Below are 26,397 nucleotides of genomic sequence, written 5' to 3'. Positions count from 1 at the left end.
GCTGCAGCCCCGGGCACACCGCCAGGCACTCGGTGCAGCTTTCACAACTGTCGCCGATGCCCTCGAGCAGCGGCACCACCCGGTCCGGGTCGAAAACGATCACCTGCTGTGGGCACACCAGGGCGCAGGCGCCGCACCCGGCGCACAGATTCTGATCGAGCACCGTCAATTTCAATAACATCCCTGTCATCTTGGATAAGCCTCGTGTGCCGTTTTCCGGGTGCAGCCGGCCGCGCCCCCGCGAACCGGGGACGGGCAAGACCTGCTGTGCTGAAGTGGCCGCTGACGGTCAGCTCAAAGCGGGCGTTCCATCTTGATGATCTCGATGGACACCGGGCTGTTGCCGCGGCTGAAAGTGCCCTCGCCGATCTTCTGGAAGCCGTGGTAGGCATAGAAGCCTTCGGCCGTCAGGGTCGCCTCCAGGTAGGCCGAGCTGGCACCGCTGGCCCGCAGCCGAGCCAGCGCCACCTCCAGCAGACGGCTGCCCAGGCCACGCCTGGCCACATCGCCACGGATGAACAGCTTGCTGACCTCATTGCCGTCGAGTTCGACGAACCCTTCGATCTGCTCGCCCTCGGCCAGCCACAGCGATCCCTTTTCCACGGCTTCGCGGTAGGTTTCCGGGGAGCGCCCATCGAGCCACATGCGGATCTGCTGATCGCTGTATTCAGAGGTGCACAGGCGCTCTACCGAGTTGCGGTGGGCCTCGAAAATACCGATCAGATCGTCCGTGGTGGCCTGGCGTATCCGTACATTGCTCATTCAGCTGAACTCCACTTTCTTGGGGGCGGGGTGGTAGCGAAACTTGAAATTGATCAGGCTGCCCAGCATCACCAGGGCACTGCCGAGCATCAGGTGCAGGCTCAGGGGCGTTTCCCCCAGCCACACCGACAGGTAGCTGGCGCCGATGGGGTACAGCACGCCGACGTAGCCGGCATTCTCGGCGCCCATGCGCTTGATCAGGTCGATGAACAGCACGAACACCAGCGCCGAGCACACCACCCCCAGGTACAGCAGGATGCCGAGATCGGCCAGGGTGCCCGGCAGTTGCAAGCCATGGCCGCCCAGCAACAGGCTGACGGCGTATAGAGCGCAGGCCCAGCCGGCCGCCACCTTGTTGATGTGCAAGGTGCCGAGCTGGCAGGTCTTCTGGATGTGCTCCGAAAGCACCGATCCGATGGCCACCGCCAGGAAGGAAGTCAGCCCCAGGGCCACCCCCGCCAGCGACAGCGGCCGCCCCGGATCGCCAAGCATGAACAGCCCCAGCCCGGCGATGCTCACCAGTGCGCCGAGCAGGTTGTGCAGGGCGACCGGCACATGCAGGAACAGGCGCTTGATGCCGATGATGTAGAAAATCACAAAGGCGCTGAGGCAGGCCATCTGCGCACTGCCCAGGTAAGCGGTGGCCAGGTAGGCCAGGCCGATGCCGGCATAGAAGTACACCGCCCCCACCCCGGCCATCAGCAAGTAGGCCTTGCGGGTTACCGGCTGCTGCGGGCCGGCGAACAGCCGTTGCCACAGCCACAGCACCCCGTAGGCAATGAGGAAGCGCAGCATCAGCGAAGAGCCGACATCGCTGTGTTCCACCTGCAGCGAAATGGCGATCCAGTTGGTGGACCAGATCAGCAGGCAGCCGAGGAAAATCAGCACGGCGACCAGTGAACGGGGTTTCTTGTTGTTATCGGGTAAGGCGTTCATGGAGGTTTCTCTAGCTCAAGGCAGCGGTGATCCCGGTCAGCAGCGACTCCAGGCGTTCTTCGCCGAAGACCTGCGGGTCATAGTCGATTTTCAGCAGCAACTCGCCCGCGGCCAGGTAGCCGGTGAACTCCAGGTGATGGCTGGGGCTGCCCTGCATCAGTTGCAGGCTCAAGGGATGCACGCCGACCCGGGCCCCGGGCGGGTTCTCCACGGCGCCCAGGAAGTTGTAGCTGTAGCCGCAATCGAACAGGCCCTTGAGGCGCTCGGCCTCGGGCGTGGCGAAATAACGGTTGCCGAAGCTGTGGGCAATGCCCTGGCTGGCTTGCTGGCCGGCCTTGATTTCCCTGGCGATCTGCTCCAGGTCCAGGCTGGCAACTTGCAGCACCAGCGGGTAGATCACCGTCAGCCAGCCGAACACGCTGTTGAGCTCGGCGCCGCTCTTGTCCAGGGCCCGCCCATGGTCGAGCAAATGGACTTTCTGGAACGGGTTGTCATCGCTCTGGCTCATGGCGCGCAGGATGGCCGCCAGCAGCAACTGGCTGGTCTCGGCCACACCCTGGGCCCACTGCGGCAGGTCGCGAACCGGCCCCAGGCACAGTTCGGCTCGCCGAAAGGCCTCGCGCCGGGGAAACTCGGGGCGCTGCCCGGTCAACTGCGCGCAGCGGCCCCAGGGCAGTGCTTCCCAGAACGCTTCATGGGTCGCCGCGGCATGCTCGCGCTGGTAGCTCTGCTGCCACTCCTCGAAGGCCGTCGGCCGCGGCCAGCTTTGCATGCACTCCAGGCCCTGCCCCAGGCATTCGTCCAGCTCGGAAACCAGCAGCATCCAGGAGTAGCGATCGACCTGGAACTGGTGCCCGGCAATGATCAGGTGATGGCCAGCGGCGTCCTGTTGCTGGCTGAAGCAGAAGAGTTGCCCCTGGCTCAGGGAGATGGCTGCGCAGGTCCGCTGCACCGCTTGCTGCAGATCCGTTCCGGCAGGCTGCAGCCCCTGATCCTGAACGCCCGCCTCGATAAAGTGATGGCGGAAAATTGCCCGCAGCGCCTGGCTGACTCGCTGTGGCTCCTGGCCGGCGGCTATGTCCAGCACCAGGGCCTGGTTCCAGTGATCCAGGTCGCTGATGCCGCGGCTCAGCAGGAAGCGGCGATTGGGCAGGCCCTCGACCTGCGGCCGGGAAACCCCGGGCCGGGCCTTGGCCGCCGCCGCATGCACCGGCAATTGCCCCAGGGCCTGATCCGACAGCAACTCTTCCAGGTCCAGCACCAGGCCCTTTCTCTTCAGCGTGGCAACTACCTGCAAGGCCCGCAGCGAATCGCCGCCATTGTCGATAAAGCTCTTGGCCCGGTCCGGGCTCTGCCCGCCAAGTACCTGGCCGATGGCTTGCCAGAAAGGCTCCGGTGCGGCCTGTGCCGGCTCCGGCGCCGCCATGGCGCGGGCAGCCAGTTGCGCCAACGCCTGCCGGTCGATCTTGTTGTTGCGGTTCAAGGCAAAACGCTCCACCAGCAGGAAGCGCGCCGGCACCCGGTGCGCCGGCAGTGCGGCCCTGGCGGCCTGACGCAGGAGGTCTTCGCCAAGGCTGGCGTCACGGGCAATGACAAAGGCCACCAGGGCCAGGTTGTCCCCGGCCTGATGGGCGATCACACAGGCTTCCCGTACCTGGGCCAGAGCCTTGAGCTCCGACTCCACCTGGACCAGGCTGACCTTCTGCCCGTTGATCTTGACGATGGAATCCTTGCGCCCCAGCAGGCGTATGGCGCCATCGGGCTGGTGGCACGCCAGATCACCGGTGGCGTAGCACTGGCGCTGCGAGTCCAGGGGGCTGGGCTGGGTCAGCTCGACGATCAGCCCGCTGGCCGGGTCCAGGCGCCGGGCCACCAGGGAAGAATAGAGCAGCAGTTCACCCACCCCTTCGCCGTAGGGCTGCCCCGGTTCCTTGGCAATGTCCAGGGTGACGCCGTCCACCGGCTGGTCCAGGGCCCAGGTCGGGTCCTGCAGCGTCTGCCCCTGGTCGATGCGGGCGTAGAGCGCGGTGGTGCATTCGGTCGGCCCGTAGGCGTTGAACAGCTGCGAGCCTGGGGCAAAGGCGTGGTTGAAGCGCTGGATGTCCGAGGGGTGGATGATCTCGCCGCCGATCACCAGTTGCTTGGGCCGGGCATAGATGCCGCTCGCATCGGTGTAGAAGGCACGCAGATAGGGCACCGTCATATGCAACACATCGATGTCATGTTCGACGATCAGCGCCTCGACTGCGGCGAAGTCATGCTCCCGGGGGTTGAGGCTGCACAGGGTGGCGCCAGTCTTCAGGCTGGCGAAGATGTCCATCAGGCCGGCGTCCCACCCCACGGAAGCCAGTTGCAGCACACGCTGCCCGGGGCCGATTCCGACATAGCCGATGTAGTTGTCGATGTGCCGGCCCAGGGCCTCGATGCGCTGCACTATGGCCTTGGGCTCGCCAGTGGAGCCGCTGGTGAAGATCACGTAGTCCTGGCAACGCAACGGGTATTCCCGGCCAGGGGGCACGGGCCGGGGTTGCAGGTGCTGCAGGTCGAGCACCGGCAAGGAACGGGTCAGTTGTGAACCAGGCCGTGTCGTGCCATTGAGGACCAGGTTCACGCCCAGGTGCTGGAGCACCGGCATCAACTCGTCGAGGTGGCTCGCCGGGTCGATGAACACCACTCGCCGGGCGGCGGACAAGGCCGCGATCAACGCCGCATACATGGCCCGGCCATGGCTGGCATACAGCGCCAGCACCGGCTCCGGCAACCCTTGCAGCTCGGCGCTGACCCCCTCGCGCAACTGGTCGAGCGCGGCAAAGCCAAGGCTGCCCTGGACATCGATGACACCCGCAACATCGGTACCCGCCATGCGGGTAAAAGCCTGCAACATGATATCCCTGCCTGGTTGTTATTAGAGGGAGCGACAAACGCCCTGCAGCGTCTGCATGAATGCCTGGATTTCCTGCTGGGAGATGCTCAGTGGCGGGGTCAGCTTGACCGTCGCCGGATTGCGCCCGCCGGTGCGCACGATCACCCCGTGCTCCAGCAGCCGGTTGCGCAGCGCCAGTACATCAGCGCCCTGGCCCTCGAAATCGAAGGCGAGCATCATGCCGCGGCCGCGCACATTGACCACTCGCGCGTCCTGGCCCCCCAGCCCTTCCAGGGCCTGGCGCAGGTACGCGCCGTTGCTCGCCGCCCACTGCCAGGGCTGTTCCTGGTGGTAGATATCCAGCACCTTGGAAGCCACGGCACAGGCCAGCGGCATCTGGGTGAAGGTGGAGGAATGCTCGGCATAGCCCAGGCAGTCCACCAGTTCCGGGCGGCCTACCACCGCGGAAATCGGCAAGCCATTGCCCAGGGCCTTGCCCAGCACCAACAGGTCCGGCAGCAGTTGCGGGTTGCTGAAAAACGGCGTCCCGGTGCGGCCAAAACCGGTGTAGATCTCATCGAATATGGTGATCACGCCGAAGGTCCTGCCCAGTTCGACAATCGCTTCGAGCAACGCCAGAGGCACCGGATACATGCCCTCCGCTGCCTGGATCGGCTCGATGATCAGCGCCGCGGGTAAGCAATTGGCCTGCTGCGCCTGGCGCAGATCCTCGGCCAGTTGCTCACGCCACAAGGCGGCCAGGGCCGGGTCCTGGTCGGCGTCATAGTCCAGGGCCAGGGCGGTCAGTTGCAGGCTGTCGCCACCGGCCAGGTGCTTGCGAAAACCGCGGTTGGAGGTCACCGACAGGGCGCCCTGGGTCTTGCCATGGAAGGAATTGTGGAAATACACCACGCCCTGGCGTCCGGTAGCGGCGCGGGCGATTTTCAGCGCCACCTCGATTGCCTCGGCACCGGTGACCGCGCCAAACACCGAAGCCTGCGCATAGGGCACCAGCCCCTCCAGCTTGGCGACCACTTCATGGCGCTGCGGGTTGTCGATGTTCCAACCGGTATGGATCAGCAGTTCGGATTGACGCTTGAGGACTTCGACCAGGTCATCGCGCTGATAACCCAGGTTGGCGGCACCGCTGCCACCGGACATGTCGAGGAAGGATTTGCCCTGCTCATCGTAGAGAAAGCACCCCTTGCCACGAATGACGGAAGGGCTGGAGGGGGCACTGCGCCTAACGGATATTGCAACTGCTTCTGTGAACATCCTGTCACCTTGAGTAAGCCGGGCTTGTGACTCACGCACAGACTCAGGGACAGATTCGTACAGGCAGGGCAAAGCCCTGCTGACTGCGAAGTTACCGACCCTGGTATGTGTTCTCCTTGCCAGGGACGCAACCCCTGTCGGCAATGGCGGCAAGATTTACGCGGGAGGCATTTGTGCTGTCAACGAGCCCCGCACTTATTCTGAATTTAAAGCGATAACCCCTGAAAAAAAGGGGGAATTCAGATAAAGCCCCTGAATTTATCAAGGTTTTTAGAGATGAGTCCGGCTACCGGCAAAAGGCCAGCCTCTGCAGAAGAGTTGATATTCAAGCAGTGAGAAGAAGGCAAGCTGAGCAGCTGAGTGGCGGGATCACGGTTTTTTGCAAGGCAAAAAAAAACCCGGAAATCCTCACTTTCGTGGGCCTTCCGGATTTTCTAAACCGCCAAATATGGTGGGTCGTGTGGGATTCGAACCTACGACCAATTGGTTAAAAGCCAACTGCTCTACCAACTGAGCTAACGACCCGCTGTGTGGTGGCGCGTATAATACTGATTTCTAACGGGAATTCAACACCCTATATGAAAAAAATCAAAAATAAGGTGTTGGATCACTGATTCCGGCCGCCCTGAAGCCTTCAGCACGCAAACGGCAGCTGTCACATTTGCCGCACGCGTGGCCGCTATCGTCTGCCTGATAGCAGGAAACCGTCAGCCCGTAATCAACCCCCAGGCGCACCCCGGCCTGGATGATCTCGGCCTTGCTGAGGTTCTGCAGCGGCGCCTGGATACGAAAGCCCTGCCCTTCGACACCGGCCTTGGTCGCCAGGTTGGCCATGCGCTCGAAGGCTTCGACGAACTCGGGACGGCAATCCGGATAACCGGAATAATCCACCGCATTGACACCGATGAAGATATCCCGCGCGTGCAGGACTTCCGCCCAGCCCAGGGCCAGGGACAGGAAGACGGTGTTGCGTGCCGGCACGTAGGTGACAGGAATGCCCTCCCCCGGCGCCTCTGGCACCTCGATGGTGCTATCAGTCAGTGCCGAGCCGCCAATACCGTTGAGGTTCAGGCCGATCACCTTGTGCTCCACCACACCGAGGTCCCGGGCCACGCGCTCGGCGGCGTGCAACTCGGCCCGATGGCGCTGGCCGTAATCGAAGCTCATGGTGTAGCAGCGGTAGCCTTCGGCGCGAGCCATGGCCACCACGGTGGCAGAGTCCAGGCCACCGGACAGCAGGATCACGGCACGCTTTTCACTCGATGCTTGTTCAGTCATGTCAGCGCCCCGGCTCGTCATCCCAAAGGTATTTATGCAGCTGCAGTTGCAGACGTACTGGCAGGTTGTCGGCGACGATCCAGTCCGCCAGGTCTCGTGCATTCAAGTCATGGTGGCTGGGCGAAAACAGCACTTCGCCGGCGCGTCGCTCAAGACCGTACTGGATCAGCTTGGACACCGCCCAGTCATAGTCCTCGCGGGAGCAGATGACAAACTTGACCTGGTCGTTGGCGGTCAGCAGCTCGATATTCTCGTAGCGGTTGCGGTGCGCTTCCTTGGAGCCGGGAGTCTTGAGATCAAGGATCCGGCTGACGCGCGGGTCCACCGCAGAGATATCCAGGGCACCGCTGGTTTCCAGCGAGACCTCGTAGCCGGCATCGCACAAGTGCTGGAGCAAGGGAATGGCATTGGGCTGGGCCAGAGGCTCGCCACCAGTGACGCAGACGTAGCGAGGGCGGAAACCGGCAACCTGCTCCAGCAGGCTATCGAGGGTCCGCTGGCTACCGCCGCTGAACGCGTAGGCACTGTCGCAGTATTGGCAACGCAACGGGCAACCGGTCAGGCGCACAAAAACCGTGGGCAGCCCGGCAGTCCGAGTTTCCCCCTGCAACGAGTAGAAAACTTCGGTGATTCTCAATGTGTCTTGCATAGTCGCCACGGGCGTAACAGCTAAACAGGCTGTCCGCCTCCGTCAGGCACTTCAAGGAACCCCGCCATCGCGCAGATCCCAGGAAGCGTGTTTCAGAAAAAGGGCATGGATTCTAACGAAAAAACCCGCGACAAGCGCGGGTTTCTTGTAACGGAGGCCAACGCACTTACATGCGCTGCAGGTCCCGTTGGGCCAACTGAGCGGCGGAAGTGCCCGGATACTGGGCCACCACCTGCTGCAGGATGCCCTTGACCCGGTCGGTGTGACCGAGACGACGCTCTACGTCAGCCAGCTTGTACAGAGAATCCGGCACCTTGGCGTGCTTGGGATACAGCTGGGAAACCTTGGCAAATGCCTGGCCCGCACCTTGCAGGTCGCCTTTGGCCAGGTTCACTTCACCCAACCAGTACTGGGCATTGCCGGCGTACTGGCTGTTGGGGTACTTGCGCAGGAATGCCGAGAAGGCCTGGCTGGCCTTGTCGAAATCCTTGGCCTTGATCAGGTCGAAGGCAGCATCGTAGTAGAGCTTTTCCTTGGCCGGATCACCGGGTTCGCTACTGGCGGCTGGCGCCTGAGCAGCGGCACCGGCAGCGCTGTTATCGCCACCGGCAGAAGAATTCTCAGGAGTTGCGGCAGGTGCGACACCGCTTCCTATGCGTCGATCAAGATCCTGGTAACGCTCCAGGCTTTCTTGCTTCATCCGCGCTACATCATTTTGCAGAACTTCGATCACACCCTGTTGGCGTGCAATCTGTTCCTGCATTTGCTGCAGTTGCTGGAACAGCTCGCCCTGTGCCGAGACAGGGGTCGAAACCCCTCCCCCGGCATAGGCGCCGTTCGTGCCATAACCCGCTGGCGGATAACTGCTCCCGCTATTGTTATAGCCGGAGTTGTTATCGACCACAGGAACCGCAGACCACGCCGCGAGCGGCGTGAGACTGAGAGCCAAAATAGTTACAGCACGACGGCACGTTCGCATGACGAATTACTTACGCAGTTCGACGCGACGGTTTTGAGCCCAGGACTGCTCGTCGTGGCCAGTAGCAACTGGACGCTCTTTACCGTAGGAAACCAGCTCCAGCTGTGCAGGGGAAACGCCCTGCAGAACCAGGTAGCGCTGAACGGCTTTAGCACGACGCTCGCCCAGAGCCATGTTGTACTCACGAGTACCACGTTCGTCGGTGTTGCCTTCCAGAACAACGCGAGCGCCGTTTGCTTTCAGGTCTTTGGCGTGAACGTCCAGAGCGCGCATGGCTTCTGGCTTCAGGTCCGAGCTGTCGTATTCGAAGTAGAAGGTGGTGATTGCGCGCAGAGCAGCTTCTTCGCTCAGGGAGCCATCAACAGCACCGGTGTTAGCGCCGTAACCAGCGTTTGGATCAACAGCGCCTTCACCGGCATTGTCGCCGCCTTTGGAGGAGCAACCTACAGCCACAGCCATGGCCAGAGCCAGCGCAGCAAACTTACCAAACTTCAACATTTCCATCGTGAAACTCCTAATGAACCCCAGTGTGTTAAGTGAAACATTGTAGCGCCGCGTCAGTTCAGGTAAGGGGACCAGGACGGTTCTCTGACTTCGCCTTGAGCGGTAGGAAGCGGGAGCCTCACACGTCCATTAATGGACACGAGCATCAAGACTCCCCGGCCCTGCTGGCGGGTGGCGTAGATTACCATGGTGCCGTTGGGCGCAACAGTAGCTGACTCATCAAGGTTAGTGTCTGTAAGGATTTTTACGCTACCGCGCTGCAAATCCTGAGCCGCTACCCGGAAGTTGGTGAAACCATCCTGGCGGTGAATCATTACCAGGGTCTTTTCGTCAGCAGAAAGTTTCGGGTTGGCGTTGTAGTTACCAATAAAGGTCACACGCTCGGCGCCACCGCCATTGATATTGCTTTTATAGACTTGCGGCTTGCCGCCACGGTCGGAGGTGAAATAGATGGTGGAACCATCCTTGCCCCAGAACGGTTCGGTGTTGATGCCCGGGCCACTGGTGACGCGGCTGATCTGCCGGGACGCCATGTTCATCACATAGATATCCGGGTTGCCGTCCTTGGACAGCACGAAAGCCAGGCGGGTGCCATCTGGCGACCAGGCTGGAGCGCCGTTCAGGCCTTCGAAGTTGGTGATCTGCTCACGACGCCCGGTATCGATGTGCTGGACGAAGATGCGCGGGCGCTTCTGCTCGAACGACACGTACGCAATGCGCTTGCCATCCGGAGCAAAGCGCGGCGACAGGATCGGCTCGCGAGACTGCAACAGGGTTACCGCCCGAGCACCGTCGTAGTCCGAACGCTGCAGGGTGTAACGGGTGTTGTTCACCGAGAAACGCTCAGCCGTCACATACAGCAGGCGCGTAGAGAACGCCCCCTTGATGCCGGTGAGTTTTTCAAAGGACTGGTCGGAAATGTAGTGCGACATGTCCCGCAACTGATCAACGCTACCCGACACGCTGCCGGTCAGCACTTGCTGCTCGGTCGCGACGTTGAACAGCGCGTACTGCACCTGCAGGCGACCGCCGGCTGGAACAATGCTGCCGACCATCACGTACTGGGCGCCCAGGGCTTTCCAGTCGCGGAAAATGACTTCGCTGGCCTGGGTCGGCAAGCTGATCATGTTCTGCTTTGGAATCGGTGCGTAGTAACCCGAGTTGCGCAGGTCATCACCGATGATCTGTGCCATGTCGTCCGGCAGCACGCTGCCGCCCTGCCAGCCAAACGGCACTACCGCAATCGGCGTCGCCCGATCACTGCCACTGGTGACCAGAATGTTTTTTTCGTCCGCTGCCGCTATCCCTGCCATACAGCAAATAACGACAAGCATTCCTCGAAGAAGGTTTCTCACAAGGCTAGATCCTCAGGTGTGAATGTCATCTTGAATGAACGATAGGGCGCGAAATCCTTCGGACTCAAACCCTGCATTTCTGTCAAACGCCCAATGTTCTTGACTGCCGCCACCGCCGAAGCGTCGAACGGACCATCACCACTGGACTTGATCACGCTGACCGTGGTCACCGTGCCATCAGGCAACATGCCGATCCGCAGTTCCACCGTCATGCCCTTGCGCGCCGAAGGAGGACGAGCCCAGCCTTCCGCCGCACGAATGCGAATCAGGTCATCGAAACTGCCTGCGACACTGTCACCCACCTCATCCGACTTGGTGGCTTCACGCTCCGGCTTATCGGACAGCAAATCCGCCAGGGCCTGGGCCTTTTTCTCTTCGGCAGATTTGCGCGCTGCTTCCTGGGCCTTCTTCTTCGCAGCGTCGGCAGCAGCTTTCTTCTTGGCATCCTCGGCGATCTTTTTCTTCGCTTCGTCTGCTTCAGCTTTTTTCTTCGCGTCTTCCGCGGCTTTCTTCTTCGCGTCTTCGACGATTTTCTTCTTCGCTTCTTCAGCGGCCTTTTTCTTGGCCTCTTCTTCAGCAGCTTTCTTGGCTTCTTCTTCGGATTTCTTCTTGGCTATATCAGCCAATTGTTTCTCTTCAGCCTTTTTCGCTTCTGCGGCTTTCTTGGCGTCATCCGCCTTCTTCGCCTCATCGGCTTTCTTGGCCTCATCGGCCTTTTTCGCTTCCTCGGCTTTTTGAGCAGCCTCTTCTTTCTTTTGTTCCGCGGCCTTGATCTCTTCCTGCTCGACCTTCTTCTGCTCCAACTGTTCGGCTTCGGTCTGGCGCGCGGCGGATTTCTTCGCCTCACCCGCAATCTTGTGATTGGTCTGGGTGGTTGCCGGACTCTTGGATTTGAGCTGGTACAGGGTCGCTTGAACGATCGGCTTGGCCGGGGGCAGTTCCGGGGTCATGGCAAAGCTGACGAACAGCATGCCAAACACCAGCACGTGCAGGGCAATTGCCCAGACACTAGGCCAGAAGTAGCTTTCCGAGGCGGACGGCTCTCGCTGTTGGTGCATCAGGGCGCCTCGGTAATCAGGCCAACGTTACCGACTCCGGCTTTCTGCAGGCCGCCCATGGCCCCCATCACGGCGCCGTAGTCGACGGATTTATCACCGCGAATGAACACCTGGGTGTGCTTGCCGCCTTCATTGCCGGCACGGATGATCTTGGTCACCGCGTCGGTCATCTGCGGCAAGGTCATCGCCTTGTCCTGTTGCTTTTCGGTGTCGACTTCGCTGCCAAGGTTCCAGTAGTAGGTCTTGTCAGCCTTGATCGAGATGGTCAGCACCTGGGTGTTGTTGTCCTGGGGCAAGGCTTCGCTGGAAACCTTGGGCAGGTCAACTTTCACGCCCTGGTTGAGCATCGGCGCGGTCACCATGAAGATAACCAGCAGTACCAACATCACGTCGATGTAAGGCACCACGTTCATCTCGGCAACCGGCTTGCGTTTGTGGCGAACTCGGGCCATGGGTTTTACCTGCTCACTCTTCGCTGGTGTGCACTTTACGGTGCAGGATCGCCTGGAACTCGTCGGCGAAGGTGTAGTAACGGCTGATCAGCGTCTCGCCACGAGCGGCGAAGCGGTTGTAGGCGATCACCGCCGGGATGGCCGCGAACAGGCCGATGGCCGTGGCGATCAGTGCTTCGGCGATACCCGGGGCTACGGTAGCCAGGGTCGCTTGCTGGGCCTGAGCCAGGCCGCGGAAGGAGTTCATGATCCCCCAGACGGTACCGAACAGGCCGATGTACGGGCTGACGGAACCGACAGTGGCGAGGAACGGCAGGCTCTGCTCGAGCTTTTCTTCTTCGCGGGAAATCGCTACGCGCATGGCACGGGCCACGCCTTCCATGACCGCTTCAGGATCGACACCCGGTTGCTGGCGCAGGCGGGAGAACTCCTTGAAACCGGCACGGAAGATCTGCTCCACGCCGGAATCCGGATCAGGGTTGCTGCCCGCCTGACGGTACAGCTTGGACAGGTCGATACCGGACCAGAAGCGCTCTTCGAAGCTCTCCAGGGCACGTCGACCGGCACGCAGCAGGTTGCTGCGCTGAAAGATCATGATCCATGAAGTCACCGATGCGGCAACCAGGGTCAGCATTACCAACTGCACTACAACGCTGGCATTGCTGACCAGGCTCCACATGGAGGAATGGTCGACGACGTTAGCTTCCACGCTTTATCTCCTGCTCTGAGTGTGTACCCGCGCTGCTCTCGTCGGCAAAGGCCGTACGCAGAGCGTCTGGAATGGCGCGGGGTTTGAAATTGTCGGCGCGCACACAGGCCACCAGGAACTGCCCTTCACAGAGCAGTGCATTGTCTTTGGCTCGCCTGACCTGCTGAGTGAAGCGCAGGCTGACCCGGTTCAATTCGGTAACTTGGGCACTGACCAGAAGTTCGTCGTCCAGTCGCGCCGGCGCGTGATAACGCGCTTCGCTGGAGTGCACGACAAATAACAGGTTCTCCCCCACCAGCTGCGACTGGGCAAAGCCCAGGTGTCGTAGCCGCTCGGTTCGAGCCCGCTCCATAAACTTAAGGTAATTAACGTAATACACGATGCCGCCAGCATCGGTGTCCTCGTAATAAACGCGACAACGATGTGCGAACGGCTCAAGCCCGTTTTGCGCGCGCATACTCTAGTGCTTACTCCTCAGGTTGCCAATCCGGCCAGGCAACTGTTTTTTCATTCTTGTACGACTTTTCGTGATGTTTTAACCATGCCAGTCCCTAGGACAGCACAAACCCCGAATAAATCGACAAAGAGCGGGTTATTAATCGTCCACGGCATCGAGGAATTCGTCTACCACGGGCATGTCCCCCATTCGTGACGGAATGTTAAGACCGAAGTGCAGGTAGGCATGCCGGGTCACCACACGGCCACGGGGGGTGCGCATGATATAGCCCTGCTGGATCAAGTACGGCTCCAGCACATCCTCGATGGTATGGCGCTCTTCACTGATGGCCGCGGCCAGGCTGTCGACCCCCACCGGTCCGCCGTCGAACTTCTCGATCATGGTCAGCAATAGACGTCGGTCCTGGTGGTCGAAGCCACGCTCATCGACGTCCAGCAGGTTCAGCGCCAGGTCGGCGATCGGTTTGGTGATATGCCCCTTGGCCCGCACCTCGGCGAAATCCCGCACCCGACGCAGCAGGCGGTTGGCGATCCGCGGAGTGCCCCGGGCACGGCGCGCGACCTCGAAGGCGCCTTCCGGATCCAGGGGCAAACCAAGAATGCCCGCGGAACGGCTGACAATGGTTGCCAGGTCCGCAGTGCTGTAGAACTCCAGGCGCTGGACGATGCCGAAGCGGTCCCGCAGCGGGTTGGTCAGCATCCCCGCACGCGTGGTTGCCCCCACCAGGGTGAACGGCGGCAGATCGAGCTTGATCGAACGCGCCGCAGGGCCTTCGCCGATCATGATGTCGAGCTGGAAATCTTCCATGGCCGGGTACAGCACTTCTTCGACAATCGGCGAAAGCCGGTGAATCTCGTCGATGAACAGTACGTCGTGAGGCTCAAGATTGGTCAGCAAGGCCGCCAGATCGCCAGGGCGCTCCAGCACCGGGCCGGACGTACTCTTGATCGATACCCCCATTTCCTCGGCGATGATGTTGGCCAGGGTGGTCTTGCCCAGGCCCGGGGGACCGAAGATCAGGGTGTGGTCCAGGGACTCGTTGCGCCCACGGGCGGCCTGGATGAACAGCTCCATCTGCTCGCGCACGCTAGGCTGGCCGATGTAGTCGGCCAGGCTGACCGGACGAATCGCCCGGTCCTGGATTTCCTCGCGCTCACGGGGGCCCGTGGCGGCGATCAGACGGTCGGCTTCAATCACTTAAATCATTCCCTTCAGGGCTCGGCGGATCATGTCTTCACTGCTCAAGCCTTTGTCTTTGATCGCGGATACGGCCTTGCTGGCTTCCTGCGGCTTATAGCCCAGGGAGATCAGCGCGCTGACCGCGTCCGACTCGGCGCTGGCCACTGGCGCCGGCGCATCCGGCTGGTTCGGCACCAGGGCAAACATGCTCGGCACGGCTTCCCAGGCCTTGAAACGGTCCTTGAGTTCTACCAGCAGGCGCTCGGCGGTCTTCTTGCCGACTCCGGGCACCTTGGTCAGGGCCGAGGTGTCCTGGGCCTGCACGCAACGCACCAGCTCATCCACCTCAAGGCTGGACATCAACGCCAGGGCCAGTTTCGGGCCCACACCATTGAGACGGATCAACTCGCGGAAAAAGTCTCGCTCGCGCTTGCTGGCAAAACCGTAGAGTAACTGCGCATCCTCGCGGACGACCAAATGGGTGTGCAGGGTCAGGGGCTCGCCGACCGACGGCAGGCGATACAGGGTGGTCATCGGCACTTCGACTTCATATCCCAGCCCGTTTACATCAAGAATCAGGTGCGGCGGCTGTTTCTCAGCCAGGGTGCCGCGCAAGCGTCCAATCACGTTTCAGATCCTTAGGCGATGGCCAGCCCGCAGCTGGCGACTCGTTGGGTGAGCGTCTGCGCCGGCTACCCAGGCGCAAAACGCTCAATCCCTAAAATGACTGCGCTGATGCTATCAGAGACGCAGGCGGCCGCCACGACTGCGTGCTGTCCCCAGACCATGGGGCAGCAGGCTGGAACGGGTATGAGCGTGACAGATGGCAATGGCCAGGGCGTCCGAGGCATCGATCTGCGGCTTGGTGGTCAGCTTGAGCAAGTGCATGACCATCATCTGCACCTGTTCCTTGTTGGCCCCGCCAGTGCCGGCCACGGCCTGCTTGACCTGGGTGGCGGTGTACTCGGCAATTTCCAGCCCCTCTTCGGCACCGGCAACGATCGCTGCCCCCCGCGCCTGGCCGAGCTTGAGCGCCGAGTCGGCGTTGCGCGCCATGAACACCTTCTCGATCCCCATGGTCACCGGACCGTAGGTCTGGATCACTTCACGCACCCCGCGATAGACGATCTGCAGCCGGTCGGGCAGCTCGCCAGCCCCGGTACGGATACAGCCAGAGGCCACGTACACACAGCCGCGCCCCGTGTCTCGAACCACGCCATAACCGGTAATGCGCGAACCGGGGTCGATGCCAAGAATAAGAGTCATAACGCCTGCTGCTTGAATAAAGAGGCTTGCCGGCCAGGACCGGAACAGCGAAAAGGCAGAAGCCGGAAGCGCCCTGCCGCGCAATGATCACGGCTTCGCACCTCCGGCCTCAAGGTTAGTGCAGTTGAATCAGCCGAGTTGCTCGGCGACCGACTCGGGAATATCTGCGTTGGAATAGACGTTCTGCACATCATCCAGGTCTTCCAGCATGTCGATCAGCTTGAGGACCTTCTCGGCGCCTTCCAGGTCCAGTTCGGCACTGGTGGTCGGCAGCATGACGATTTCCGCGTCCGCAGCAGTAAAACCCGCCGCTTCCAAGGCATTGCGCACGCCATAGAAACCGGCGAACGAGGTGAACACGTCGATCGAACCGTCTTCGTTGCTGACCACATCGTCGGCATCGGCTTCCATCGCCGCTTCCATCAAGGCGTCTTCATCGACACCTTCGGCGAAGGTGATCTGCCCCTTGCGCTCGAACAGGTAGGCCACCGAACCGTCGGTACCCAGGTTGCCGCCACACTTGCTGAAGGCATGACGAACAGCTGCCGCGGTGCGGTTGCGGTTGTCGGTCATGCACTCGACCATCACCGCCACGCCGTTGGGGCCGTAGCCTTCATAGGTCAGCTCGACCACATCGTCGCTGCCGGCAGCGCCGGTGCCACGGGCGATGGCCCGGTCGATGATGTCGCGACTCATGTTGGCACCCAGGGCCTTGTCCAGGGCCAGGCGCAGGCGTGGGTTGGAGTTGGGATCGCCGCCGCCCTGACGGGCCGCGACGGTCAGCTCACGAATCCACTTGGTGAAAATCTTGCCTCTCTTGGCATCCTGACGCTCTTTGCGGTGCTTGATGTTCGCCCACTTGGAATGACCTGCCATAACTTGCTCCAAATTCTCTTTGAAACATTGCCCACGCCGCCTGGCGGGTGCGGGCAACAAAAACTCGACCCATAGAAAAAGCGCACCCGAAGGTGCGCCTTATCGGGCCGGCTTATTCAGCCTTGGGCTGTTCGCGCAGGCGGATGTGCAGCTCGCGCAGAGCCTTGGCATCCACCAGACCCGGTGCCTGAGTCATGACGCAGGCCGCGCTCTGGGTTTTCGGGAAGGCGATCACTTCGCGGATCGACTGGGCGCCGGTCATCAGCATCACCAGGCGGTCCAGGCCGAAGGCCAGGCCACCGTGCGGCGGCGCGCCGTACTTGAGGGCGTCCAGCAGGAAGCCGAACTTCTCTTCCTGTTCCGCTTCGCTGATGCCCAGCAGGCGGAATACCGCTTGCTGCATTTCCTTGCGGTGGATACGGATCGAACCGCCACCCAATTCGGTGCCGTTCAAAACCATGTCGTAGGCGCGCGACAGAGCGGTAGCCGGGTTGGCTTCCAGTTCTTCCGGCGAGCACTTCGGCGCAGTGAACGGGTGATGCAGGGCGGTGAAGCTGCCGTCGTCGTTCTCTTCGAACATCGGGAAGTCGACAACCCACATCGGCGCCCATTCGCACGTCAGCAGGTTCAGGTCGTGACCGAGCTTGATACGCAGCGCGCCCAGGGCTTCGCTGACGATCTTGGCCTTGTCGGCCCCGAAGAACACGATGTCGCCGTCGACCGCGCCCACGCGATCGAGGATCACGTTCAGGTTGGTTTCCGGAATGTTCTTGACGATCGGCGATTGCAGGCCTTCAACGCCTTTGGCGCGCTCGTTGACCTTGATGTAGGCCAGGCCCTTGGCGCCGTAGATGCCGACAAACTTGGTGTAGTCGTCGATCTGCTTGCGCGGCATGCTCGCCCCGCCTGGAACGCGCAAGGCGGCGATGCGGCATTTCGGATCGTTGGCCGGGCCGCTGAACACCTTGAACTCCACTTCCTTGAGCTGGTCGGCAACGTCCACCAGTTCCAGCGGGTTGCGCAGGTCCGGCTTGTCGGAACCGTAGCGACGCATGGCCTCTTCAAAGGTCATGTGCGGGAATTCGCCGAATTCCAGACCCAGCACTTCCTTGAACAGGTTGCGGATCATGCCTTCGGTCAGGCCCATGATGTCTTTTTCGTCGAGGAAGCTGGTCTCGATGTCGATCTGAGTGAACTCAGGCTGACGGTCGGCACGCAGGTCTTCGTCGCGGAAGCACTTGGCGATCTGGTAGTAGCGGTCGAAGCCGGCCACCATCAGCAGTTGCTTGAACAGCTGTGGCGATTGCGGCAGGGCGAAGAAGCTGCCGGCGTGGGTGCGGCTCGGCACCAGGTAGTCGCGGGCGCCCTCTGGTGTGGCGCGGGTCAGGATCGGGGTTTCCACGTCGAGGAAACCGTTCTCGTCCAGGTAGCGACGGATGCTGGTGGTCATGCGCGAACGCAGGCGCAGCTTCTCGGCCATTTCCGGACGGCGCAGGTCGATGAAGCGATAGCGCAGACGGGTTTCTTCACCCACGTCCGAATATTCGTTGAGCGGGAACGGCGGGGTTTCCGCCTCGTTCAGCACTTCCAGCTCGTAGCCCAGGACTTCGATCATGCCCGAAGCCATGTTGGCGTTGCCGGCACCGGCCGGACGCAGGCGTACCTTGCCGGTGATCTTGACCACGTATTCGCTGCGCACGCGGTCGGCGGCGGCGAAGGTTTCAGCGCGGTCCGGGTCGAACACCACCTGGGCCAGACCTTCACGATCACGGATATCGAGGAAGATCACCCCGCCGTGGTCACGGCGACGGTGGACCCATCCGCAAAGGGTTACTTCCTGACCTTCCAGGCTTTCGTTCAGTTGGCCGCAATAATGGCTGCGCATCATGGTAGTGGTTTCACTTCTCGTAATTCGAAATTCGATGGAGGCCTTGCGCACCTCAAGGTGCCGGATAGTGCAAGAACTCGCGCGTGTCGTTCAACTTAGTCAGCTTTGTCGCCACCGGCCAGGTTCTTCTTGGAGCCGGTCTTGAAGTCGGTTTCGTACCAGCCGGTGCCGCTCAGGCGGAAACCAGGCATGGACAGCATCTTTTTCAGCTCGGGCGCCTGGCAGGCTGGGCAGTCGACCAGCGGCGCGGCGCTGATCTTTTGAATGGCTTCCAGCTGATGACCACAGGAAGCGCATTGATAGTCGTACATGGGCATGGGGGGCGTCTCGGCAATCCAGATTACTGCTTGAACTACAGCCAGAGCCCACGCCAAAGCCCGGGCTACGTAGCAAAGAGCGGGATTATATCCATTAAATCGGCCCTGTGCAGCCGTATGACCCCATCGCGGGCGTCACCGGCCGTCAGGCGTCTATCCGGGCTGCAACCCCGGAAGGTCTGGAGAACGCAGGTGCTGCCTGCTGGGCGAGGGTGCGAACGGCGTACGGGACGCCATTCGCAAGAGCGGGCTTAACGGTTTTCCAGCAGAGAGCGCAGCATCCACGCGGTTTTTTCATGCACCTGCATGCGCTGGGTCAGCAGATCCGCCGTGGGCTCGTCGCTGACCTTGTCCAGCAACGGAAAGATGCCGCGGGCGGTACGGGTCACTGCTTCCTGGCCGGCGACCAGTTGCTTGATCATTTCCTCGGCGGCAGGCACCCCTTCCTCTTCCTTGATCGAAGACAGCCGGGCATAGATGGAATAGGCCCCCGGAGCCGGGAAGCCCAGGGCGCGAATGCGTTCGGCGATCAGGTCCACTGCCAGGGCCAGTTCGTTGTACTGCTCTTCGAACATCAAGTGCAGGGTACGGAATTGCGGGCCGGTGACGTTCCAATGGAAATTATGGGTTTTCAGGTACAACACGTAGGTATCCGAAAGCAGACGGGAAAGACCGTCGACGATGGATTTACGATCTTCTTCGCTGATACCGATATCAATTGCCATGTTTCTCTCCGTTATCGGGATGGATTCACCCATTCATCTGCCGGACCACTCTAGCAAGAGTACCGCCCCTGCGCCGCCCAGGATCGTCAATCGGCCTGCGGTGGATTGTCCCGTGGCCCGGCCCGGGATAAACCTCACTGAGTTCGAGTCAGGTCAGACAGCAGCAGAAATCCGACGTTCCTTGGAAAAATCACCGCCATCTGTCTAGAACAGGCTTTTGCCCGATTCTCCGAGCTCGGCCTGCAGAAGCGCTCATTTGTACGCCCGGGCCAAGCCCCGCTGCTGATTTGAGAAGGCCTGGGCTTTGCTGTTAAATAGAGCCCGTGTCGCTGTTGCCTATTTCTTCGGCCAGCGCGCATAGGCTGACACCGCGTACGTAACCACCGCCTCACCTATTTGTTCAGAAGCGAACCGTGCGTGATCAGCTCCTCCTTGTGCTTCCTTCTTAACGTGAGTTAATCAAAATGTTGAAAATCGTCCACCTGCTGACAGGCATTGCAGCTTTGCTGCTGTCCTTGATTCCGAGTCTGAGATCTGACGCGGTTCCCTACCTGCAACAACCCGATGCTCTTTACCTGGCCCTTTTCGGCCTGCTCAACCTGATCCTGGCTCCAGTTATTCCCTACTGGAACAAAGGCTCTCGTCATCACCTGCAAAATCTGGTCAGCGCCCTGCTGGTGCTGGTCGTTGTACTGCAAACCCTCACCCTGCTGGCCCCCATGCCAGTCATTGGTGGCCAACCGGCGGTTCTGGTCAGCTTGCTGACTGCACTGATCGCCGTAGTCCTGCACCTGGCCATCAGCTTCTACAAGTCATCACCTTCCGCTTCCGCCACGCCAAGCTACGATATGAGCAATCGTGATACCGGTACCGTGAAGTGGTTCAACACCTCCAAGGGCTTCGGTTTTATCTCCCGGGATTCCGGCGATGATATTTTCGTGCACTTTCGCGCCATTCGCGGAGAAGGCCATCGCGTCCTGGTGGAAGGCCAGCGCGTGGAGTTCTCGGTAATGAACCGTGACAAGGGCCTGCAAGCCGAAGACGTGATTGCCGCGCTGCCGCGCCGCTGATCGGTCGCCCATAAAAAAAACCGCGCCCAGGCGCGGTTTTTTTTATGGGGGGCGATCCCCCTCAATAATGAGGCGGTGGCGCTTCCTCTTCGAACGACTCGAACTGCCCGACCATTTCTTCCTGGCGCTTGAGCAATGCCGCCATCTGCAACTGCAGGCGCTCCACTGCCCTCTGCTGCGCCACCAGCACATCGTTCAAGGCCTGAATGGTGTCATCCTGAAACGCCAGGCGGCTCTCCAGGTCGGTTACACGCTCTTGCAGACTCATGCCTCACCCCTCCAGAAACTGAAAATCATCGGTCAGCACCAACCGCAGGCGTTCACGGATCGCCGCCACTTGCTCGGTGCTGTAAGGCTTGGCCGGATGCTTGCCCCATACCGGTGCCGGCCATGCCGCATCATCACGCCTGCGCACGATCACGTGCATATGCAGTTGGCTCACCACATTGCCCAACGTCGCCACATTCAACTTGTCGGCATCGAACGAGTCCTTGAGCAACTCGGCCAGCGCGGTGGTTTCCTGCCATAGCTGTTGCTGGTCGGTGACATCCAGTTGAAACAACTCGCTGATATCCTCGCGACGCGGCACCAGGATGAACCAGGGATAGTTGGCGTCATTGGACAGCAGCAACCGGCAGAGGGGGAAATCCCCGAGGGTCAATGTGTCTTGTTGCAGCCGTGAATCTAAAGTGAACACCGCGTTTACTCCCGCTCAGCTTGTTTCAGCCCGGCGTCCAGTAGACGGACTCCTGCCAGGCGACAGACGCGCAGCATACCTGCGAATGCCCTGCGCTTCATGACCAATGAGCCAGAGACCGGACAGCACACACTCAGGCACGGCAAGGAGCCGATCGCGATGCAAAGGCCACGCCCCACAGCAGGACATTTTCACGTGCCTCGCACCATTTGCGCCCACAACCCGCAGACCATTCGGAAAATGACCCGAGCTCACCCTTGCGCCCCTTATTTTGCCTGGGCCTGACTGTATGAATCGTGCACAGCGTTGCAAAAGTTTTGCACCAGAATCGCACAGGCGGTCTACGCTAAATTCCTCAAGCATCCGCCGTTTACTCACTTTGCAGTGTGCAGCGGTAACGTTTCGCCGCACTGTGCAACTTAATGCACAGCCCTGCACCAGGAAAACCACAGAGTCAAGCCAAACAAAACGCCCCTTGAAACAGCGGTTTTATGCGGTTTTTACAGGCCCGAACGGCTCTTTGAAGAAAAATGGGGGGCTAGATTCAGTTTGTGCACGCTTGTTGCATTCAACCCCGCATCGTCTGCAACGGTCTAACGGAAGTCAGGCCTTACAGACTCATAATAATAGTGGCAGGGCTGCCCCGCGGTGCTTTTTAAAGTGTGTGCATGGGGACTTGTTTCCTTCATTCTCGGCTTAGAAAAACACTGCTGAAAGTTGTCGGCCTGGATACAGACTGACTGCAGAATTACGACGCCTATCGAACAAATTGCGACAGGGCCGTAAAGAAGCTGAAAGGATAGATAGGCAAGTATCGCCAACATTGTCAGCGTGATATAAGTTTGCGCCGACACAAAAAGAAAGAGCCGCCCAGATAAAAAAACAGGTGGGACGGCAGTACTCTTCTAAAAACCAAAGGAGCAAATCACGATGCGCGTGATGAAGTGGAGCATGATCGCCCTGGCTGTATCAGCAGGCACCTCGCAGTTTGCAATTGCATCCTCCCAGGACGATGCAAAAGGCTTTATCGAAGACAGCACCCTGACCGCGAAAACTCGCGCAATGTACATGAACCGTGACTATAAGGACGGCGTTGGTAACGTGCGTCGTGGTAACGGTACTTACACCACAGGCACTGACGACAAAACCAGCGGCTACCGTCAAGACACCGGTATCAGCGAACTGCTCACCTATCAGTCCGGCTTCACTCAAGGCACCGTCGGCTTCGGCGTCGATGCCATGGCCATGGGCAGCGTGAAACTCGACGGCGGTTCGGGTCGTGCGGGTAACGGCCTGTTCGCCACCAATGGTTCCGGCGAGCCTGAAAACACCCAGTCGAAACTGGGCGGCGCTGCGAAGTTCCGCATCTCCGATACTGTACTGAAATACGGCAACCAGTTCGTATCCAGCCCAGTATTTACTACAGACGACGGCCGTCTGTTGCCTGAAGTTGCCACCGGTACCCTGATCACCAGCAACGAAATCAAGGGCCTGGAACTGATCGGTGGTCGCTTCACCGCATTGAGCGCCCAGACCGGCATGGGCCGTGACAGCATCAACGGTCGCAGCCGCGTTACTGGCAAACAGAACCCGGGCCTGAGCTCTGCAAACATCGTAGGTGCTACCTACTCGGGTCTTGAGAACTTCATTTTCGCCGTGCACGCTTCCGATGTTGAAGACTACTGGAAGAAGCAGTACTTCAACGTCAACTACACCCTGCCGCTGAGCGAAAAACAATCTCTGAACTTCGACTTCAACGGCTATCGCAGCAAGGATGATGGTAAGAAGCTGGCTGGCGACCTGGACAACCGCGTCTGGAGCCTGGCAGCTGCCTATAGCATCGAAGCCCACAAATTCACCGTGGCTTACCAGCAGTCCAGCGGCAAGACCGGCTACAACTACGGCGTTGATGGTGGTGGCACCGTTTACGTAGCCAACTCTGTGCAGATCTCCGACTTCGTGGGCGAAGACGAAAGATCCTGGCAGGCTCGCTACGACCTGAACATGGCCTCCTTCGGCGTGCCAGGCCTGAGCTTCATGACTCGCTACATTCGCGGCAGCAACGTTACCGTTGCTGACTCCAGTGACGGCAAAGAGCATGAATGGGACGTAGAAGCCAAGTACGTGCTTCAGGAAGGCCCGGCCAAAGACCTGTCCTTCCGTCTGCGTAACGCGATCTATCGTGGTACCAATAGCGATTACCGCGCGACCAACTACGACAACCTGAACGACCTGCGTCTGATCGTAGAGTACCCACTGAGCATCTTGTAATTCACGGCTCAGCGGATTGCTTTAACACGCAGTACTAATAAGAACCGCCAACCTGAGCCAGGTTGGCGGTTTTTTTTTGCCTTGCAAAAGTACCCTATTGAACCCGCCGATCAAGATAGCAAGCTAACTAATAAAGTAGGCTTCAATAGCTACTTCAGACCTTGCCGATTCGAACTTACATAGTTGCCAAGTCCGAACTTGAAAACAAACAAGGGGCTGATAGCCCCTTGTCTTGAACAACATTAGCTGACCGAACGGTCAGGTCATGAAACTGACTTATTGCGCTGCTGCTTCCTGAACCACTCGAATCACCCGTTGTGGAAAAGGAATATCAATGCCCGCTGCCTTCAAGCGATCACGGGACAACTCATTGAACTGGAACAGCACGTCCCAATAGTCCGAAGTCTTGACCCATACCCGCAGCGACAGGGTAATGGCGCTATCGCCCAGGGTAGAAACCACAGCTACCGGGGCCGGATCGGCCAGTACCCGCTCATCCTTGGCCAGTTCCAGCAACACCTCGCGGGCCTTCTGCAGGTCCGCGTCATAGTCCACACCCACGTCGAACACCACCTTGCGGGTCGGCTGACGGTTGTAGTTGGTGATGATGCCGTTGGACAGGTTGCCGTTGGGCACGATCACTGTCTTGTTGTCACCGGTACGCAGCACGGTGTGGAAGATCTGGATGCTGTCGACGGTACCGCTGATGCCCTGGGCTTCGATCCAGTCACCGATACGAAACGGGCGGAACAGCAGGATCAATACCCCACCGGCGAAGTTCGCCAGGCTGCCTTGCAGCGCCAGGCCGATGGCCAGGCCGGCAGCACCGATCGCGGCCACGAAGGAGGTGGTTTCGACACCGATCATCGAAGCCACACTGACGATCAGCAGGACCTTGAGAATGATGTTGGCCAGGCTGCTGATAAAACCTTGCAGCGCCAGGTCGGCATTGCGCAGGGCCAGCAACTTGCCCACTTTGTGAGTCAGTTTGTTGATCAACCACCAGCCGATGGCCAGGGTGATGACAGCCAGCAGCACCCGGCTGCCGTATTCCATGATCATTGGAATCCAGGCCTGGGAGGCCCGGACCAGATTGTCTACTTCAGCGTTCAAATCCATCTATTTCTCCAGATTCCCGGGGTTGCGGCGCACATGACTGACAGGCAGAACGACCAGCCCCGCGGGAGCTCAATCGTTTCTGCCATTCCTCCGGCCTCGGACGCCAATAAGCTCTAGAGGTTCCCGGAGAAGCCGATCAATCGCGGAAGTTGTTGAATTGCAGCGGCATGCCGAACTCTTTGGCACGCAGGGCGGCGATGGCCTCTTGCAGGTCGTCACGCTTTTTGCCGGTCACTCGTACCTGCTCGCCCTGAATGGCGGCTTGCACTTTCAACTTGGCGTCCTTGATATGGGCGACGATTTTCTTCGCCAGTTCTTTATCGATACCTTCCTTGAGGACCGCTTCCTGCTTCATCACCTTGCCCGAGGCATAGGCGTCCTTGACCTCCAGGCACTGCACGTCGATCTTGCGCTTGACCAGGGCCAGCTTGAGAATCTCGATCATCGCTTCAAGCTGGAACTCGGCCTCGGCGGTCAGGTTGACGGTCAGTTCCTTGTCCTTGAACTCGAAGCTGCCCTTGCCCTTGAGGTCGTAGCGGCGATCCAGTTCCTTGACGGCGTTTTCCACCGCGTTGGTGACTTCGTGCTTGTCCAGTTCGGATACCACGTCAAACGACGGCATGTAATCTCTCCAAATAAAAAGGGGCGCTGTTCAAAACATCGAACACGCCCGGCTTGCGGTTAAAATCCGCGCTCATTATAACGGGTCTTTCCCCTCCTTCACCCCGCGCCCTCCCCCGGGCGGCCAAACAGAGCGAAAACCTGATGTCCACCACCTGGCATGTTCTCGGCGCCGGCAGCCTCGGCACCCTGTGGGCCTCCCGCCTGGCCCGCGCCGGCTTGCCGGTACGCCTGATTCTGCGTGACGCCGCCCGCTTGCAGGCCTATCAGGCGGCCGGCGGCCTGACCCTGGTAGAACAGGGCCAGAGCAGCCTGCTGGCAATTCCCGGGGAAACCAGCACCAGCAGCGCCCCCATCCAGCGCCTGTTGCTGGCCTGCAAGGCCTACGACGCCGAGGCGGCAGTGGCCAGCATCGCCCCGCGCCTGGCGCCGGGAGCCGAACTGATCCTGCTGCAGAACGGCCTGGGCAGCCAGGATGCCGTGGCCTCCCGAGTGCCCCAGGCACGCTGCATTGCCGCCTCCAGCACCGAGGGCGCCTTCCGCGATGGCGACTGGCGCGTGGTCTTTGCCGGCCACGGCTACACCTGGCTGGGGGACTCGGGGCACCCCACGCCGCCGATCTGGCTCGACGAATTGGCGGCCAGCGGCATTCCCCATGAATGGAGCACCCAGATCCTCACCCGGCTCTGGCGCAAGCTGGCACTCAACTGCGCGATCAACCCACTGACGGTACTGCACGACTGCCGTAACGGTGGCTTGCAGCAGCATCATTGCGAAGTGGCCACCCTGTGCGCCGAGCTGAGCGAGCTGCTGCAATGCTGCGGGCAACCCGCCGCAGCGGAAAACCTGCAACAGGAAGTGGAACGGGTGATCCTGGCCACCGCCGCCAACTATTCCTCAATGCACCAGGATGTCAGCAACGGGCGGCGTACCGAAATCAGCTACCTGCTGGGTTACGCCTGTGAAGCCGCTGCCCGGCATCGCCTGCAACTGCCTCATCTGCAGCAGTTGCAACAGCGCCTGGTGAACCAGCTGCAGCAACGCGGATTGCCCAGCGCCTGAGCAGCGGCTACGCTCCCCACTTGCTCATT

The 26,397-nt window shown here is 60.4% G+C and carries 28 protein-coding genes and 1 tRNA gene; 3 read left to right on the top strand and 26 right to left on the bottom strand.

All coding sequences use genetic code 11. From position 1 onward, the window contains the following. From F6S12_RS03900 to F6S12_RS03795, 22 genes are all read right to left on the bottom strand, one after another. Window positions 1-181 (bottom strand): ATP-binding protein (locus tag F6S12_RS03900; protein WP_315868722.1); only part of this gene is annotated, 181 nt, incomplete at its 3' end. 113 nt (window positions 182-294) lie between these two features. After that, the gene (locus tag F6S12_RS03895) at window positions 295-762 is read right to left on the bottom strand and encodes a GNAT family N-acetyltransferase (protein WP_019094547.1); all 468 of its coding nucleotides are present in this window, start codon (window positions 760-762) and stop codon (window positions 295-297) included. Beyond that, on the bottom strand, window positions 763-1,698 hold the full coding sequence (locus tag F6S12_RS03890) for a DMT family transporter (RefSeq protein WP_125062103.1): 936 nt from the start codon (window positions 1,696-1,698) through the stop codon (window positions 763-765). A 10-nt stretch (window positions 1,699-1,708) separates the two neighbouring features. After that, window positions 1,709-4,582 (bottom strand): AMP-binding protein, encoded by a 2,874-nt coding sequence (locus tag F6S12_RS03885; protein ID WP_161466167.1) that lies wholly within the window; start codon window positions 4,580-4,582, stop codon window positions 1,709-1,711. Between the two features lie 21 nt (window positions 4,583-4,603). Then, on the bottom strand, window positions 4,604-5,836 hold the full coding sequence (locus F6S12_RS03880; protein WP_161466168.1) for an aspartate aminotransferase family protein: 1,233 nt from the start codon (window positions 5,834-5,836) through the stop codon (window positions 4,604-4,606). A 449-nt stretch (window positions 5,837-6,285) separates the two neighbouring features. Continuing rightward, window positions 6,286-6,361 (bottom strand) — tRNA-Lys (locus F6S12_RS03875). Window positions 6,362-6,424: 63 nt separating this feature from the next. After that, on the bottom strand, window positions 6,425-7,114 hold the full coding sequence (queC, locus tag F6S12_RS03870) for a 7-cyano-7-deazaguanine synthase QueC (protein ID WP_125062105.1): 690 nt from the start codon (window positions 7,112-7,114) through the stop codon (window positions 6,425-6,427). Window position 7,115: 1 nt separating this feature from the next. Then, a complete protein-coding gene (gene queE / locus F6S12_RS03865) occupies window positions 7,116-7,763 on the bottom strand; it encodes a 7-carboxy-7-deazaguanine synthase QueE (protein ID WP_315868721.1) in 648 nt (215 codons plus the stop codon). Between the two features lie 166 nt (window positions 7,764-7,929). Then, the gene (ybgF, locus tag F6S12_RS03860) at window positions 7,930-8,742 is read right to left on the bottom strand and encodes a tol-pal system protein YbgF (protein WP_011063012.1); all 813 of its coding nucleotides are present in this window, start codon (window positions 8,740-8,742) and stop codon (window positions 7,930-7,932) included. A gap of 6 nt (window positions 8,743-8,748) precedes the next feature. Continuing rightward, complete coding sequence (pal, locus tag F6S12_RS03855; protein ID WP_003227510.1) at window positions 8,749-9,246, bottom strand: peptidoglycan-associated lipoprotein Pal; 498 nt, start codon at window positions 9,244-9,246, stop codon at window positions 8,749-8,751. A gap of 53 nt (window positions 9,247-9,299) precedes the next feature. Next, on the bottom strand, window positions 9,300-10,580 hold the full coding sequence (gene tolB, locus F6S12_RS03850; RefSeq protein WP_015636767.1) for a Tol-Pal system beta propeller repeat protein TolB: 1,281 nt from the start codon (window positions 10,578-10,580) through the stop codon (window positions 9,300-9,302). A 17-nt stretch (window positions 10,581-10,597) separates the two neighbouring features. After that, on the bottom strand, window positions 10,598-11,659 hold the full coding sequence (gene tolA / locus F6S12_RS03845; RefSeq protein WP_011063014.1) for a cell envelope integrity protein TolA: 1,062 nt from the start codon (window positions 11,657-11,659) through the stop codon (window positions 10,598-10,600). Next, entirely contained in the window at window positions 11,659-12,111 is a 453-nt protein-coding gene (tolR, locus tag F6S12_RS03840; protein WP_011063015.1) for a protein TolR, read from the bottom strand. The genes tolA and tolR overlap by 1 nt, the downstream gene beginning before the upstream one ends. A 13-nt stretch (window positions 12,112-12,124) precedes the next feature. Further along, window positions 12,125-12,820 (bottom strand): protein TolQ, encoded by a 696-nt coding sequence (tolQ, locus tag F6S12_RS03835; protein ID WP_011063016.1) that lies wholly within the window; start codon window positions 12,818-12,820, stop codon window positions 12,125-12,127. After that, the gene (gene ybgC, locus F6S12_RS03830) at window positions 12,810-13,277 is read right to left on the bottom strand and encodes a tol-pal system-associated acyl-CoA thioesterase (RefSeq protein WP_011063017.1); all 468 of its coding nucleotides are present in this window, start codon (window positions 13,275-13,277) and stop codon (window positions 12,810-12,812) included. Before ybgC ends, tolQ begins: the two co-directional genes overlap by 11 nt. 138 nt (window positions 13,278-13,415) lie before the next feature. Further along, window positions 13,416-14,474, bottom strand: coding sequence for a Holliday junction branch migration DNA helicase RuvB (ruvB, locus tag F6S12_RS03825; RefSeq protein WP_011063018.1), 1,059 nt, complete (start codon window positions 14,472-14,474; stop codon window positions 13,416-13,418). Beyond that, window positions 14,475-15,083 (bottom strand): Holliday junction branch migration protein RuvA, encoded by a 609-nt coding sequence (ruvA, locus tag F6S12_RS03820; protein WP_011063019.1) that lies wholly within the window; start codon window positions 15,081-15,083, stop codon window positions 14,475-14,477. 114 nt (window positions 15,084-15,197) lie between these two features. Beyond that, complete coding sequence (ruvC, locus tag F6S12_RS03815; RefSeq protein WP_011063020.1) at window positions 15,198-15,722, bottom strand: crossover junction endodeoxyribonuclease RuvC; 525 nt, start codon at window positions 15,720-15,722, stop codon at window positions 15,198-15,200. A 129-nt stretch (window positions 15,723-15,851) separates the two neighbouring features. Next, window positions 15,852-16,598 carry a YebC/PmpR family DNA-binding transcriptional regulator gene (locus tag F6S12_RS03810; protein ID WP_011063021.1) on the bottom strand — a complete coding sequence of 249 codons (747 nt, stop codon included), beginning with the start codon at window positions 16,596-16,598 and terminating at the stop codon, window positions 15,852-15,854. A gap of 112 nt (window positions 16,599-16,710) precedes the next feature. Further along, window positions 16,711-18,486, bottom strand: coding sequence for an aspartate--tRNA ligase (gene aspS / locus F6S12_RS03805; protein ID WP_315868720.1), 1,776 nt, complete (start codon window positions 18,484-18,486; stop codon window positions 16,711-16,713). A gap of 95 nt (window positions 18,487-18,581) precedes the next feature. Then, complete coding sequence (locus F6S12_RS03800; RefSeq protein ID WP_010457489.1) at window positions 18,582-18,803, bottom strand: FmdB family zinc ribbon protein; 222 nt, start codon at window positions 18,801-18,803, stop codon at window positions 18,582-18,584. A gap of 251 nt (window positions 18,804-19,054) precedes the next feature. Further along, entirely contained in the window at window positions 19,055-19,528 is a 474-nt protein-coding gene (locus F6S12_RS03795) for a Dps family protein (protein WP_011063023.1), read from the bottom strand. A gap of 464 nt (window positions 19,529-19,992) precedes the next feature. Here F6S12_RS03795 and F6S12_RS03790 point away from each other — a divergent pair, with 464 nt between their 5' ends. Further along, window positions 19,993-20,598, top strand: coding sequence for a cold-shock protein (locus F6S12_RS03790; RefSeq protein WP_011063024.1), 606 nt, complete (start codon window positions 19,993-19,995; stop codon window positions 20,596-20,598). A 61-nt stretch (window positions 20,599-20,659) separates the two neighbouring features. On the opposite strand, the gene F6S12_RS03785 is transcribed toward F6S12_RS03790, so the two are convergent. Next, window positions 20,660-20,866: a SlyX family protein gene (locus tag F6S12_RS03785; protein ID WP_011063025.1), complete on the bottom strand. Its 207-nt coding sequence runs from the start codon at window positions 20,864-20,866 to the stop codon at window positions 20,660-20,662. 3 nt (window positions 20,867-20,869) lie between these two features. After that, window positions 20,870-21,295 (bottom strand): HIT domain-containing protein, encoded by a 426-nt coding sequence (locus F6S12_RS03780; protein WP_011063026.1) that lies wholly within the window; start codon window positions 21,293-21,295, stop codon window positions 20,870-20,872. A gap of 930 nt (window positions 21,296-22,225) precedes the next feature. On the opposite strand from F6S12_RS03780, the gene F6S12_RS03775 reads away from it, so the two are divergent. Further along, window positions 22,226-23,566: an OprD family porin gene (locus F6S12_RS03775; RefSeq protein WP_015636771.1), complete on the top strand. Its 1,341-nt coding sequence runs from the start codon at window positions 22,226-22,228 to the stop codon at window positions 23,564-23,566. Between the two features lie 276 nt (window positions 23,567-23,842). Here the strand turns inward: F6S12_RS03775 and F6S12_RS03770 are convergent, their stop codons facing one another. Continuing rightward, window positions 23,843-24,685, bottom strand: coding sequence for a mechanosensitive ion channel family protein (locus F6S12_RS03770; RefSeq protein ID WP_011063028.1), 843 nt, complete (start codon window positions 24,683-24,685; stop codon window positions 23,843-23,845). A gap of 136 nt (window positions 24,686-24,821) precedes the next feature. Next, window positions 24,822-25,307, bottom strand: coding sequence for a YajQ family cyclic di-GMP-binding protein (locus tag F6S12_RS03765; protein WP_011063029.1), 486 nt, complete (start codon window positions 25,305-25,307; stop codon window positions 24,822-24,824). A gap of 143 nt (window positions 25,308-25,450) precedes the next feature. Here F6S12_RS03765 and F6S12_RS03760 point away from each other — a divergent pair, with 143 nt between their 5' ends. Beyond that, window positions 25,451-26,368, top strand: coding sequence for a putative 2-dehydropantoate 2-reductase (locus tag F6S12_RS03760; RefSeq protein ID WP_315868719.1), 918 nt, complete (start codon window positions 25,451-25,453; stop codon window positions 26,366-26,368). Window positions 26,369-26,397 lie beyond the last annotated feature (29 nt).

It is taken from the genome of Pseudomonas sp. JV245A, from assembly GCF_032424515.1.
In the GTDB taxonomy this organism is placed as follows: domain Bacteria; phylum Pseudomonadota; class Gammaproteobacteria; order Pseudomonadales; family Pseudomonadaceae; genus Aquipseudomonas; species Aquipseudomonas protegens.
Note: the sequence above shows the minus strand (reverse complement) of the source record. Positions and strands in the feature narration are given on the sequence as shown.

Coding starts and splice junctions, on each gene's coding strand:
- F6S12_RS03895 (WP_019094547.1), bottom strand. CDS start 762: ATGAGCAATGTACGGATACGCCAGGCCACCACGGACGATCTGATCGGT.
- F6S12_RS03890 (WP_125062103.1), bottom strand. CDS start 1,698: ATGAACGCCTTACCCGATAACAACAAGAAACCCCGTTCACTGGTCGCC.
- F6S12_RS03885 (WP_161466167.1), bottom strand. CDS start 4,582: ATGTTGCAGGCTTTTACCCGCATGGCGGGTACCGATGTTGCGGGTGTC.
- F6S12_RS03880 (WP_161466168.1), bottom strand. CDS start 5,836: ATGTTCACAGAAGCAGTTGCAATATCCGTTAGGCGCAGTGCCCCCTCC.
- queC (WP_125062105.1), bottom strand. CDS start 7,114: ATGACTGAACAAGCATCGAGTGAAAAGCGTGCCGTGATCCTGCTGTCC.
- queE (WP_315868721.1), bottom strand. CDS start 7,763: ATGCAAGACACATTGAGAATCACCGAAGTTTTCTACTCGTTGCAGGGG.
- ybgF (WP_011063012.1), bottom strand. CDS start 8,742: ATGCGAACGTGCCGTCGTGCTGTAACTATTTTGGCTCTCAGTCTCACG.
- pal (WP_003227510.1), bottom strand. CDS start 9,246: ATGGAAATGTTGAAGTTTGGTAAGTTTGCTGCGCTGGCTCTGGCCATG.
- tolB (WP_015636767.1), bottom strand. CDS start 10,580: ATGCTTGTCGTTATTTGCTGTATGGCAGGGATAGCGGCAGCGGACGAA.
- tolA (WP_011063014.1), bottom strand. CDS start 11,659: ATGCACCAACAGCGAGAGCCGTCCGCCTCGGAAAGCTACTTCTGGCCT.
- tolR (WP_011063015.1), bottom strand. CDS start 12,111: ATGGCCCGAGTTCGCCACAAACGCAAGCCGGTTGCCGAGATGAACGTG.
- ybgC (WP_011063017.1), bottom strand. CDS start 13,277: ATGCGCGCGCAAAACGGGCTTGAGCCGTTCGCACATCGTTGTCGCGTT.
- ruvC (WP_011063020.1), bottom strand. CDS start 15,722: ATGACTCTTATTCTTGGCATCGACCCCGGTTCGCGCATTACCGGTTAT.
- F6S12_RS03810 (WP_011063021.1), bottom strand. CDS start 16,598: ATGGCAGGTCATTCCAAGTGGGCGAACATCAAGCACCGCAAAGAGCGT.
- aspS (WP_315868720.1), bottom strand. CDS start 18,486: ATGATGCGCAGCCATTATTGCGGCCAACTGAACGAAAGCCTGGAAGGT.
- F6S12_RS03800 (WP_010457489.1), bottom strand. CDS start 18,803: ATGCCCATGTACGACTATCAATGCGCTTCCTGTGGTCATCAGCTGGAA.
- F6S12_RS03795 (WP_011063023.1), bottom strand. CDS start 19,528: ATGGCAATTGATATCGGTATCAGCGAAGAAGATCGTAAATCCATCGTC.
- F6S12_RS03790 (WP_011063024.1), top strand. CDS start 19,993: ATGTTGAAAATCGTCCACCTGCTGACAGGCATTGCAGCTTTGCTGCTG.
- F6S12_RS03785 (WP_011063025.1), bottom strand. CDS start 20,866: ATGAGTCTGCAAGAGCGTGTAACCGACCTGGAGAGCCGCCTGGCGTTT.
- F6S12_RS03775 (WP_015636771.1), top strand. CDS start 22,226: ATGCGCGTGATGAAGTGGAGCATGATCGCCCTGGCTGTATCAGCAGGC.
- F6S12_RS03770 (WP_011063028.1), bottom strand. CDS start 24,685: ATGGATTTGAACGCTGAAGTAGACAATCTGGTCCGGGCCTCCCAGGCC.
- F6S12_RS03765 (WP_011063029.1), bottom strand. CDS start 25,307: ATGCCGTCGTTTGACGTGGTATCCGAACTGGACAAGCACGAAGTCACC.
- F6S12_RS03760 (WP_315868719.1), top strand. CDS start 25,451: ATGTCCACCACCTGGCATGTTCTCGGCGCCGGCAGCCTCGGCACCCTG.